Below are 12,052 nucleotides of genomic sequence, written 5' to 3' on the forward strand. Positions count from 1 at the left end.
AGCTAAGTTTTTTGATTTTTGAAAGGGGAAAGCATGTCTGAAGCAACGATTTTACAAGGTTTGAATCCGCAACAGGTCCAGGCAGTCAAGACGACTGAAGGGCCCCTTTTGGTAATCGCCGGGGCCGGCAGTGGGAAGACCGCGGTTCTGACTAGGCGGATTGCCTACTTGGTGGAAGAAAAGCGGGTTGCTCCCTGGAACATCCTGGCCATCACCTTCACCAACAAGGCCGCTAAAGAAATGAAGGAAAGAGAAGTCAAGCTCCTGGGTGACCAGGCGGAAAGTATCTGGATGTCCACCTTCCACGCCCTCTGCGTCCGCATCCTCCGCCGGGACGGGCACTTGATCGGCTATGACCGGGACTTCTCCATCGCTGACCCTTCAGAGCAGGTGACCCTGGTCAAGCGCATCCTCCGCCAGCTGGACCTGGATCCCAAGCAGTACCTGCCCCGCAACATCTTGAGCCAGATCTCCAATGCCAAGAACCGCCTGCAAACGCCAAAGCAGTATGAGGAAAGCGCGGTCGGTCCTTTTGAAAAAGTCGTCGCCGACGTCTACAAGAAATATCAGTCCAGCCTGGAAAGAGACCAGATCCTGGACTTTGACGACTTGATCATGCAGACTCTGTCCCTCTTTAAGGCCAGTCCTGATACCCTGGCCTACTACCAGCAAAAGTTCCGCTATCTGCTGGTTGACGAATACCAGGACACCAACGTGGCCCAGTACGAGCTCTGCCGCCTGCTGGCTGACGGCTACCACAATATCTGCGTTGTCGGGGATGCCGACCAGTCAATCTACGGCTGGCGGGGAGCCAACATGGAAAACATCCTCAACTTTGAGCATGACTACAAGCATGCCCAAACTGTCAAATTGGAGCAGAACTACCGGTCAACCGGCCACATCTTGAAGGCGGCCAACTCCGTTATCGACCACAATGAAAACCGGAAGGCCAAGAAGCTGTGGACTGACAAGGGCGACGGGGAAAAAGTCCACTACTACCAGGCCCAGAGCGACCGGGACGAAACCCGCTTCGTCCTTGCCAAGATCAAGGAAGAAGTTGACAAAAAGAAGCGCCGCTACCAGGACTTTGCCGTCCTTTACCGGACCAATGCCCAGTCCCGTGGGATGGAAGAAACTTTGGTTGAAGCCAATGTCCCTTACCAGATCGTCGGCGGGCACAAGTTCTACGACCGTAAGGAAATCAAGGATATCATGGCCTACCTCAAGCTGGTGGCCAATCCCAGCGATTCCATGAGCTTCAACCGGATCATCAACGTTCCAAAGCGGGGGATTGGCCAGGCTACGACTACTAAATTGGCTGCCTTCGCTGACGAAATGGGGGGCGGGATTTACGAAGCCATGCGCAATGTCGAATTGGCTCCGATTTCTGCCGCCGCTGCCAAAAAGCTCCTGGCCTTCAGCGACCAGCTGACTGCCGCCATTGCTTACGCCCAGGACCACACGGTTAGTGAACTGACTGACAAGATCCTGGAAGACTTTGGCTACATCAAAGCCTTGAAGGAAGAAGAAGCCCAAGGGTCCCTGGAAGCCGCCGCCCGCCTGGAAAACCTGCAGGAATTCGCTACGGTTACCAAGCGTTTTGACGACAATTACAATGAAGAAGAAAACCCGGACAGCAGCCGTTTGAGCGACTTTTTAGCGGAAGTATCCCTCTTAAGCGACCAGGATGACCTGGAAGAAAGCGATGACCGGGTAACTTTGATGACCCTGCACGCGGCTAAGGGTTTGGAATTCCCAGTCGTCTTCTTGATCGGGATGGAAGACAACATCTTCCCGCTTTCCCGGGCGATCAAGGACGAAGACCCGAACCAGCTGGAAGAAGAACGCCGCCTGGCTTACGTGGGCATTACCCGGGCCAGAGAAGAGCTTTACTTGACCTCGGCTTACACCCGGATGATGTACGGCAGCAAGCAGTACAACGCCCAGTCTCGCTTTATCGGCGAAATTAAGGATGAGGACCTGGACATCGTGGCTTCAACTGCTCCGAAGTCCAGCACTTCCTTCTTAGACCTGGACCGGCTGCCTTTTGCCAAAAAGTCCCAAGCTAAAGCCGCTAAGCCGGCTAAGATCCACCGGGCCAGCAAGGCAGCCGGGGCCGTCGGCGCTGAAAAGAAGGGCTGGCACCCTGGCGACCAGGTAGAGCACAAGAGCTGGGGCAAGGGCGTGGTCATCAAGGTCACTGGCTCTGGAGACGACATGGAACTGGATATTGCTTTTGCAAGCAAGGGCAACAAGCGCCTGCTGGCGGCTTTTGCCCCGATCAAGAAAATTTAGGTGAAGAAGCATGGCTGAAAGTTTAGAAGAAGCAAAACAGGAAGTCCGCCAATTGCGGGCCCAGCTGGACCAGTGGGCCAAGGCCTACTATGAGCAGGACGCTCCGGTGGTTGAAGACCACGTTTATGATGAAAAATACGCCCGCCTGCTGGAACTGGAAGCTGCCTATCCGGAATTAAAGTCAGCTGACTCCATCACCCAAAGAGTCGGCGGTGAGGTGAGCAGCGACCTGCCCAAGGTTGAGCATCCAGTGCCCATGCTGTCGATGGGGGATGTTTTTTCCAAAGAAGAGCTGGCGGAATTTGACCAGCGGGTGCAAAAGACCATTGGCCACCCTGTGGCCTACAATGTCGAATTGAAAATCGACGGCCTGTCCCTGTCTTTGGAATATGAAGAAGGCCGCTTAAAGCGGGCTTCAACCCGGGGCAACGGCCAGGTCGGCGAAGACGTGACCAAGAATGTCAAGTATATTAAAGACGTACCCCAGAAATTGCCGGAAGCCATTACTACCGAAGTGCGGGGGGAATGCTACATGGGCAAGGAGGCTTTCGCCAAATTGAACCAGGAGCGGGACGAGGCCGGGGAAAGCATCTTCGCTAATCCACGAAACGCCGCGGCTGGTTCTCTGCGCCAGCTGGACCCGAAGGTGACCAAAAAGCGGCAGCTGAGCACCTTTATTTATACCTGGATCAACCCGCCAGCCGGTATTGACTCCCAGCACCAGGCGATCGGGGAAATGGCCAAGCTGGGCTTTCACACCAATGAAAATGGCCGCCGGCTGGAAAATCTGGCGGCTATCTACGACTATATCGACGAATTTACCAAAAAGCGCGACAGCCTGCCTTACGGGATCGACGGCATTGTCTTGAAAGTCGATGACCTGGCCCTGCAGGCGGACCTGGGCAACACCGTCAAGGTGCCCCGCTGGGAAATTGCCTACAAGTTCCCGCCGGAAGAAGAAGAAACAGTGGTCCAGGAGATTGAATGGACCGTGGGGAGAACCGGGGTCGTGACCCCGACTGCCGTGATGGATCCGGTACAATTAGCTGGGACCACGGTGACCCGGGCCTCTTTGCACAATCCGGACCTTTTGGCCAAACTGGACGTCCGCTTGGGCGATACGGTCAAGCTGCATAAGGCCGGCGACATCATTCCGGAAATTTCCGAAGTTGTCTTAAGCAAGCGGCCAGAGGATTCTGCTGCTTATGAAGTGCCAACTAAGTGTCCATCCTGCGGGGAAGACCTGGTACACCTAAATGAAGAAGTGGCCTTACGCTGCATCAACCCGTCCTGTCCGGCTCAAGTCGAAGAAGGGATTACCCACTTCGCCTCCCGGCAGGCCATGAACATCGCCGGCCTTGGCCCAAAGATTGTCAAGCAGCTGATCGCCAAGGGCCTGGTGCACAATGTGGCCGACCTTTACTATCTGACAGCCGACGACTTGAGCCAGCTGGACCACTTTAAAGAGAAGTCCATCAACAATCTCCTGGCGGCTATTGACCAAAGCCGGAAGAATTCCGTTGAGCTGGTCCTTTTTGGCCTGGGGATCGACAATGTCGGCGCCAAAGCCGCCCAATTGATTGCCCAGAAATTTAAAAATATGTCTAAAATCGCTTCAGCAAGCGTGCAAGAACTGACGGCAATCGATACAATAGGAATGACGATTGCTGAGTCTTTGACGGCTTATTTCCAGCAGGAAGAAGCCAAGAAGCTGCTGACCCGGCTGGAAGAGGCCGGGGTCAACATGGACTACTTAGGCGAAGACGGGGAAGCTGCAGACAACTTCTTCAAGGGCAAGACAGTGGTCTTGACCGGGAAACTGGCCCACTATAGCCGGGCTGAGTTTACCAAGAAGCTGCAGGCCCTGGGAGCCAAGGTGACCGGGTCAGTCTCCAAGAAGACTGACTGTCTGGTTTACGGGGAAGACGCTGGCAGCAAACTGGCCAAGGCAGAAGCCCTGGACATTCCGCGCTTAACGGAGTCAGAAGCAATCTCTAAGATCGAAGAGAAGGACACGGAAAAGTGAAGAGATTTTTACAGGCAATGACTTTAGCAAGCTGCAGCCTCCTGCTGGCGGCTTGCGGCAACTTGAAGAATTCCGACCTGGCCAGCAACTCAACGACAACGACCAGCAAGACCAAGAAGTACGAGACAACTTCCAGCACTGACGGCGGCTACTCGGTCCTTTTGAAAAAGGGGGTCTACAAGACCAGCCCGATTTCCGGCCTGGAGGCCACCAACTATGACAACAGCGTGGACGAGTCAGCCATGGAACGGGGCTTGATCCGGGTCTCCAAGAAGGTCTTTTCAACCAAGGACTATGTCATCCAGGAAGGCCAGCAGCTCGATGAAACAACGGTCACCAACTGGCTGAGCCGGTATTCAAAGAGCAACAAAGAGGGGCTGAACCTCAAGAACAACGGCAAGACCGGGGAGGCGCCCAGAAACCCGATCATCCTGCAGCAGATCATGGAAGAAGACTTCTATGTCAAGAGCGGGTCCAGCTACAAGCTGGCTGGCATCAGCATCAGCCTGGGCCTCAATTCAGTCGACTACTCTACCAAGACGACTGACGGGGCCGAATTCAGCACTAAGATTTCCCTGGCCCAGCGGCGGGCCTTCGGGCAGAAGACGGCCAACACGATCGTCTCCCGCTTGCACGCCAAGAAGAAGCTTAAGAATATCCCGATCATGGTCGGCCTTTTCTCTAAGACCGACACTGACTCATTAGTTGGGGGAACTTACTTCTCATATGGGACAGCTAGCGCAAATAGTAGTAAAATATCTAAATGGAATTCCGTGAACGAAAAGACCCAGGTGCTGCCGACGGTCGATAGAGCCAGCGCGGTCAGTGCCAGTGACGAATCCAAATTCACCAGCTTTAAGGATGAAATTGAGGATTACTTCCCGAACGTTTCCGGGGTCACGGCCACTCTGCGCTACTATGATGGCAAGCTGGCTTACGAAAGCATCGCCATCACCACGCAGTTCTACGGCTATCTGCAGGTACAAAGCTTTGCCCAGACGGTTATGAGCCGGGCGGAGAAGTATCTGGGAACCAGCTCACCGGTTGAAATCACCATTTCCTCGGTTAACGACACCCAAGCGGTCGTCGCCAAGGAAACAGCCACCGGGTCTTATCGGATGCACATCTATGGCGGTAATTAGGAGGTACATAAGTGGAAAAGGTAACAAATGATACCATCAAGCACGTTGCGGCATTAGCCCAGCTTGAATTCAGCGAAGAAGAACTGGCCAAGTTCACCCCGCAAATGGGGAAGATTCTGGAAATGGCAGAAGAACTTCAAGCCGTTGACACGACTGGCGTTGAAGAAACGGTGCAAGTAGTTGATCGCGACACTGTCTTCAGAAAAGACATTCCTGAAAAGTGGCAGACCCGCGAAGAAATGATGAAGAACGTTCCTGACAAGAGCAACGGTTTTGTCAAGGTACCTGTAATTATCGATAAGGATGATAACCAATAATGAACTACTTAAACGAGACGATCGATTCTTTAAACGACAAGCTGAAGAGCGGCGCTGTTTCTGCTGACCAATTGGCCAAGGACACCATCGCCAACATCAAGAAGACTGACGAAAAGATCAACGCCTTCATCACTGTAGATGAAGACGCCAAGCCAGCTGAAAACCTTGATTTTAACAACAAATTGGCCGGCGTGCCGATTGCCATCAAGGACAACATCATCACCAATGGCTTGAAGACGACGGCAGCCAGCCACATTTTGTACAACTTTGAACCAGTTTACGAATCAACTGTTGTCGCCAAGCTGAAGGCAGCTCAAGCTACCATCATCGGCAAGACCAACATGGACGAATTTGCCATGGGGTCATCCACCGAAACTTCTTACTTCGGTGACACCAAGAACCCATGGAACTTAAACAAGGTGCCAGGCGGTTCATCCGGTGGTTCTGCAGCGGCTGTTGCCAGCGGTGAAGTGGTTGCTGCCCTGGGTAGTGACACCGGTGGTTCAATCCGCCAGCCAGCATCCTTCAACGGTATCTTCGGGATCAAGCCAACTTACGGCCGGGTATCCCGTTGGGGCTTGATTGCTTTTGCCTCATCACTGGACCAAATCGGGGTGATGAGCAAGCGGGTCAAGGACTCAGCTGAAGTTTTGAATGTGATCGCCGGGGCTGACGATCGCGACGCTACTGTTTCAGAAAAGGAAGTACCAGACTACACCAGCTTCCTGGGCAAGGACGTCAAGGGCCTGCGGGTTGCCGTTCCTAAGGAATACATGAGCGACGCAGTTGAAGAGGGCGTCCGCAAGGCAGTTGAAGCTCAAATCGAACTTCTGCGGGCAAACGGGGCCATCATCAACGAAGTATCCTTGCCGCACACCAAGTACGTGGTGCCAACTTACTACATCATCGCTTCCAGTGAAGCTTCAGCCAACCTGGAACGTTACGACGGGATCCGTTACGGCTACCGGGCAGAAGCCAAGAATCTGAGTGAAGTCTTCCTCAAGTCCCGGTCAGAAGGCTTTGGCGACGAAGTAAAGCGGAGAATCATGCTGGGTTCCTTCGCCCTGTCCGCCGGCGCTTACGACAAGTTCTTCTTGCAGGCTGCCAAGGTAAGAACCTTGATCTGCCAAGACTTCGACAAGATCTTCGAAGACAACGATGTTATTGTCGGGCCGGTTTCTACCGAAACTGCTTTTGACTTGAACTCAGAAATTTCTGACCCGATCAAGATGTACAACAACGACATCTTGACGATTTCCGCCAACATGGCCGGTATTCCGGCAGCCAGCGTGCCAGCCGGCTTGAGCGAAACGACGGGGATGCCGGTCGGCTTCCAAATCATGGCCAAGCGCTTTGACGAAGGCCATGTCTTCCAAGTAGCTGACTTCATCGAACGCAGCAACAAGTTCTACGAACAAACACCAGCTGGATTGGAGGATTAATTTAAATGAATTTTACGTCAACTATCGGTCTGGAAGTCCACTTTGAGTTGAAGACCAAGAGCAAGATCTTTTCACCTTCACCAGTAACTTACGGGGCCAAGCCAAACACCGAAACTAACGTTATTGACTGGGGTTACCCAGGTACCTTGCCAATGGTTAACAAGGAAGTCTACCGCCTGGGCTTGATGGTCGCTTTGGCCACCCACTCCCATGTTAACCCGGTAACCCACTTTGATCGGAAGAACTACTTCTACCCGGACAACCCGAAGGCTTACCAAATCACCCAATTCTTCAAGCCACTGGCTGAAAACGGCTATGTTGAAGTCGAAGTTCACGGCAAGAAGAAGAAGATCCATATCCACGAAATGCACATCGAAGAAGACGCCGGTAAGAACACCCACGGGACTAACGGCTTCTCCTACGTTGACTACAACCGGCAAGGGGTACCGCTTTTGGAAGTTGTTTCTGAACCAGAAATGACTGACCCGGACGAAGCTGTTGCCTACTTGGAAAAGCTGCGGGAAATCGTGCAATTTACTGGGGCTTCCGACGTTAAGATGGAAGAAGGGTCAATGAGAATTGACACCAACATCTCCATCCGTCCAGCCGGCCAGAAGGAATTTGGGACCAAGGTCGAAATGAAGAACTTGAACTCCTTTGAACACGTCCGTCTGTCTCTGGCTTACGAACAAAAGCGTCAGCAGGAAATCCTCCTGTCTGGCGGCCGGGTTCGCCTGTCCACCCGCCGTTTTGACACCAACACGGGCAAGACTGTCCTGGAACGTGTCAAGGAAGGGGACGCGGACTACCGTTACTTCCCAGAACCAGACCTGGCTCCATACCACATCAAGCAGGAATGGGTTGATGAAATCGCGGCCAACTTGCCAAAGACGGCTGACGAACGGCGGAAGATCTACGTTGATGAATACGGCCTTAAGCCATACGACGCGAACGTTTTGCTGCAAAACAAGGAAAGCTCAGACTTCTTTGACGCTACTGTAGCAGCCGGTGCTGATCCAAAGCAGGCAGCCAACTGGATGAACACCCAGGTTAACGGCTACTTGAACGAAAAACACGCTGAACTCAAGGACATCGCCTTGACTCCGGAAAACCTGGCAGCCATGATCAAGCTGATTTCTGACGGGACGATCTCATCCAAGATCGCCAAGAAGGTCTTCACGGAAACTGTTACCAATGGCACTGACCCGAAGAAGTACGTTGAAGAAAACGGCATGGCGCAATTGTCAGACGAAAGCGTCCTGGCCCCAATGGTCAAGGAAGTTGTCGACGCCAACCCGCAGTCTGTTGAAGACTACAAGAATGGTAAGGACCGGGCTATCGGCTTCTTGGTTGGGCAAATCATGAAGCAGACCCGGGGCAAGGCCAACCCTAAGGTGATCAACAAGCTCCTCTTGGCCGACCTGGCCAGCCGTTAAGGCAGGAGAAAATTTTTAGAAAAAGGTGAAGCAGATGACTAAGCGCGCGCGCTTGATTTACAATCCGGTTTCCGGGCATGAACAGATGCCGAAGAACGTTTCTGATATTTTGGATATTTTGGAACAAGCGGGTTATGAAGCCAGTGCCTTCAGAACCACGCCAGCTCCGCTCAGTGCTCAAGATGAAGCAACCCGGGCAGCCAAGGACGGTTTTTCACTGGTCGTGGCCGCCGGCGGGGACGGCACGATCAACGAAGTCGTGAGCGGGATCGCCTTTTTGCCTAAGGAAGAGCGCCCGCGCATGGCCATCATCCCGGCGGGGACGACCAACGACTACGCCAGAGCCTTGAAGATTCCGCGCGACGACGTGGTTGCCGCGGCTAGAGTGATTCTTAAGAACAAGGTGCAGAAGATGGACGTGGGCCGGGCCGACTTCGGCGACGGCAGCCAGAAGTACTTTGTCAACATCGCTGCTGCTGGCTCTTTGGCGGAACTGACCTACGGGGTTTCTTCAGACGTCAAGTCCGCTTTGGGCTACGCTGCCTACCTGATCAAGGGGGCGGAAATGTTGCCAAACCTCAGCGAATGCGAAATGCGGCTGACTTTTGACAAGGGCGTTTACGAAGGCAAGCTGTCTCTGCTTTTATTGGGGATGACCAACTCCATCGGCGGTTTTGAAAAGATCATGCCAAACGCTGAACTTTCAGATGGCCTCTTCCAGCTGATCGTGGTCAAGCCAAGTGACCCGGGCAATTTGCTCCGGTTGATGGCCTTGGCCTTGAACGGCAAGCACGTTGATGACCCGAACATCATCTACACCAAGACAACCAGTCTGAAGGCTGAACTAATCGGCCACAACCGCGATGATAAGCTCTCCGTCAACCTGGACGGGGAAGAAGGCGGCATGTTCCCGGTAACTTTTGAAAACTTGCGGGAACGAATCGAATTCTACGTCGGTTAGAACTGTTATAATAGAGTTTGACTTTCTGTCAGACTCTATTTTTATGGAAAAAGATAAAGTGAAAAGATGGGAATGAAGAACAGAATTAGTCAAAGGGCCTTAGAGAGGCAAGATATGCTAGATTAATTAACGCCAGAGCAGCGGACTGACTGGCAAAAGATGATTGACTTCCGGGAAAAAGCCTTAAAAGAGTGCGACAGCAAGCTGGCTGAGCACCTGAATACCTTTAACGATGGGGTGATTGCCATTATTATTACCATCATCGTGCTGGAGATCGCAGCCCTAGTGAAAAGCACAGACTATCCCGATTTTGCCAAGCAGATTTTCATTTATCTGCTGTCCTTTTTTGTGGTGGCCAACTTTTGGTTTCAAATCCATAAGACCTTCAGCTTTTTTATCAGTAAGGCTAGTAAGCTAACCATGATTGCTGATTTCTGCTTTTTAGCCAGCCTGTCCTTGATGCCAGTGATGACTAAGTGGCTGATGGCTGACTTGTCAGTGATGTCGGTGGTTAACTTTGGGATTGTCTACTTTTTAGTCCAATCCTTCGAGCTCTTGACTGAGCTGTCCGGCATTAGACGGGCCATTCGGCACCTACAGATTTATCGGATTTTGATTGGCTGATACGCTTGGACGCGGCTAATCTGGCTGTTTGCCTTGAACCTGGTCTTATATCTGGCTTTTCCGATCATTAACTTTATGTTTCCAGAACGCAGAAGAGACACTAGAAAGAGTAAATAAAAGAACATGCAAAAGAATCAAATCGTTGAAGTTGAAATTACGGACTTGTCCTATGAAGCCATGGGGGTGGGGCACGTGGACGGTGAAACCGTCTTTGTGACCAACGCTCTGCCAGGCGAAATCGTCAAGGCCAAGATCTTGAAGGCTAAGAAAAATTTTGCCTTTGCCAAGATCGAAGAGATCGTTAAAGAAAGCCCAGACCGGGTCAAGGTGCCTTTGCGCCAGTCAGTCCAAGGCGGGCTGGCCAGTCTGGCACACCTCACTTACGACAAGCAGCTGGCATTTAAGAAGCGGCAGGTAGTGGAACTTTTGAAAAAAGCTCACCTGGATGATATTGAAGTGGCAGACACTTTGGAAAGTCCGCTGAAAACTGGCTACCGGAACAAGGCCCAAGTGCCGGTTAGAACGGTTAAGGGGCAGCTGGAGATTGGCTTTTTCAGACGGCACTCTCACGACCTGGTGCCGCTGGAAGACTTTTTCACCAATGACCCCGAAATCGACCGGGTATTAGTGGCGGTTCGCAACATCTTGCGCGAATACCACGTGCCGGCTTACGATGAAGAAAAGCACGCCGGCGAAGTCCGCTACCTAGAAGTGCGCCGGGGCATTGCCACGGGTGACTTGATGGTGGTCCTCATTTGCCTCCACAAGGACTTCAAGGGGCTGAAAGAGGTAACTGACGCCATTAGTGAGATTGACGGCGTCAAGTCCATCTTCCTCAACCACAATCCGCAAAAGACCAACGTCATTTTGGGCAAGCACGACTACCACCTGTGGGGGAAGAAGTACATCGACGATAAAATTGGCGATTTAACTTTCGAAATTTCCCCGCAATCATTTTTCCAGATCAACTCATCTCAAACCCCGCGCCTCTATAAATTGGCCATCGACCAAGCTGACCTCAAGCCAAGCGACATGATCGTGGACGCTTATTCCGGGATCGGGACCATTGGTTTGTCAGCTGCCAAGTACGTTAGAGAAGTCCGCGGCGTAGAAGTGGTCAAGGCCGCGGTCAAGGACGCTAAGAACAACGCCCGCCTGAACCAGATCCACAATGCCAAGTACTATGCCGGCAAGGCTGAAGAACTGATGCCCAAGTGGGCTGACGAGGGCCTGAAGACCGACGTGATCTTTGTGGACCCACCGCGTAAGGGCCTGACGCCAGAATTTATTGACGCCGCCGTTAAGACTGGCCCAGAAAAGGTGGTCTACATTTCCTGCAACCCGGCAACCTTGGTCCGCGACATCCAGCTTTTCATGGACCAAGGCTATACGACCAGACTGGTTTCCCCAGTTGACATGTTCCCGCAGACGCCACATGTCGAGAGCGTAACGGTCCTTGAGCGCCAAAAGTAGGGTGCCAGAAACAGCGCTGTTAAGGCATTTATAAAATCAAAAAATGTGTATCTATTAGTGACCAGTTCCCACAGATAGATACACTTTTTTGTTGCTCAATCAGAAACGTTGATTTAATAGGCTTTGTCCTTAGTGGTGATATGCTCTCACAAGCCATGTTGACCTATTTCATTAGTTAGTAGTGATAGGTTACCGCAAAACCAAAAAGAACCCAGCCAAATTGACTGAGTGCGAGATTAAACGGCTATGCTTTAATTGTAATCACTTCACCATCCTTGAAAGTAAATTCAATTTTGCTTTTGAAGATGGTGATTTTTTCTATCAGGAGGCGAACTA

9 protein-coding genes are annotated in these 12,052 nt (G+C 52.1%); all 9 read left to right on the forward strand.

The annotated features are described in order from the left end of the window. The first annotated feature begins 33 nt into the window (after window positions 1-33). The 9 genes from pcrA (at window position 34) to rlmD (ending at window position 11,716) form a co-directional block, all read left to right on the forward strand. On the forward strand, window positions 34-2,295 hold the full coding sequence (gene pcrA / locus Q0J41_RS07515; protein ID WP_296228039.1) for a DNA helicase PcrA: 2,262 nt from the start codon (window positions 34-36) through the stop codon (window positions 2,293-2,295). 10 nt (window positions 2,296-2,305) lie between these two features. Next, the gene (ligA, locus tag Q0J41_RS07520) at window positions 2,306-4,321 is read left to right on the forward strand and encodes an NAD-dependent DNA ligase LigA (RefSeq protein ID WP_296228041.1); all 2,016 of its coding nucleotides are present in this window, start codon (window positions 2,306-2,308) and stop codon (window positions 4,319-4,321) included. After that, window positions 4,318-5,463, forward strand: a complete 1,146-nt coding sequence (locus tag Q0J41_RS07525) for a CamS family sex pheromone protein (RefSeq protein WP_296228044.1) — start codon at window positions 4,318-4,320, stop codon at window positions 5,461-5,463. The genes ligA and Q0J41_RS07525 overlap by 4 nt, the downstream gene beginning before the upstream one ends. Window positions 5,464-5,474: 11 nt before the next feature. Next, on the forward strand, window positions 5,475-5,780 hold the full coding sequence (gene gatC / locus Q0J41_RS07530) for an Asp-tRNA(Asn)/Glu-tRNA(Gln) amidotransferase subunit GatC (protein WP_296228046.1): 306 nt from the start codon (window positions 5,475-5,477) through the stop codon (window positions 5,778-5,780). Next, window positions 5,780-7,222, forward strand: coding sequence for an Asp-tRNA(Asn)/Glu-tRNA(Gln) amidotransferase subunit GatA (gene gatA, locus Q0J41_RS07535; RefSeq protein WP_296228049.1), 1,443 nt, complete (start codon window positions 5,780-5,782; stop codon window positions 7,220-7,222). The genes gatC and gatA overlap by 1 nt, the downstream gene beginning before the upstream one ends. A gap of 5 nt (window positions 7,223-7,227) precedes the next feature. Then, entirely contained in the window at window positions 7,228-8,658 is a 1,431-nt protein-coding gene (gatB, locus tag Q0J41_RS07540; RefSeq protein ID WP_296228051.1) for an Asp-tRNA(Asn)/Glu-tRNA(Gln) amidotransferase subunit GatB, read from the forward strand. A gap of 34 nt (window positions 8,659-8,692) precedes the next feature. Beyond that, window positions 8,693-9,619, forward strand: a complete 927-nt coding sequence (locus Q0J41_RS07545; RefSeq protein WP_296228052.1) for a diacylglycerol kinase family lipid kinase — start codon at window positions 8,693-8,695, stop codon at window positions 9,617-9,619. 159 nt (window positions 9,620-9,778) lie between these two features. Further along, a complete protein-coding gene (locus Q0J41_RS07550; RefSeq protein ID WP_296228054.1) occupies window positions 9,779-10,243 on the forward strand; it encodes a TMEM175 family protein in 465 nt (154 codons plus the stop codon). 123 nt (window positions 10,244-10,366) lie between these two features. After that, complete coding sequence (gene rlmD / locus Q0J41_RS07555) at window positions 10,367-11,716, forward strand: 23S rRNA (uracil(1939)-C(5))-methyltransferase RlmD (protein ID WP_296228057.1); 1,350 nt, start codon at window positions 10,367-10,369, stop codon at window positions 11,714-11,716. The last annotated feature ends 336 nt before the right edge of the window (window positions 11,717-12,052 follow it).

Origin of the sequence: uncultured Lactobacillus sp. (genome assembly GCF_944327175.1) — a bacterium.
In the GTDB taxonomy this organism is placed as follows: Bacteria; Bacillota; Bacilli; order Lactobacillales; family Lactobacillaceae; genus Lactobacillus.

Coding starts and splice junctions, on each gene's coding strand:
- gatB (WP_296228051.1), top strand. CDS start 7,228: ATGAATTTTACGTCAACTATCGGTCTGGAAGTCCACTTTGAGTTGAAG.
- Q0J41_RS07545 (WP_296228052.1), top strand. CDS start 8,693: ATGACTAAGCGCGCGCGCTTGATTTACAATCCGGTTTCCGGGCATGAA.
- Q0J41_RS07550 (WP_296228054.1), top strand. CDS start 9,779: ATGATTGACTTCCGGGAAAAAGCCTTAAAAGAGTGCGACAGCAAGCTG.
- gatA (WP_296228049.1), top strand. CDS start 5,780: ATGAACTACTTAAACGAGACGATCGATTCTTTAAACGACAAGCTGAAG.
- ligA (WP_296228041.1), top strand. CDS start 2,306: ATGGCTGAAAGTTTAGAAGAAGCAAAACAGGAAGTCCGCCAATTGCGG.
- pcrA (WP_296228039.1), top strand. CDS start 34: ATGTCTGAAGCAACGATTTTACAAGGTTTGAATCCGCAACAGGTCCAG.
- rlmD (WP_296228057.1), top strand. CDS start 10,367: ATGCAAAAGAATCAAATCGTTGAAGTTGAAATTACGGACTTGTCCTAT.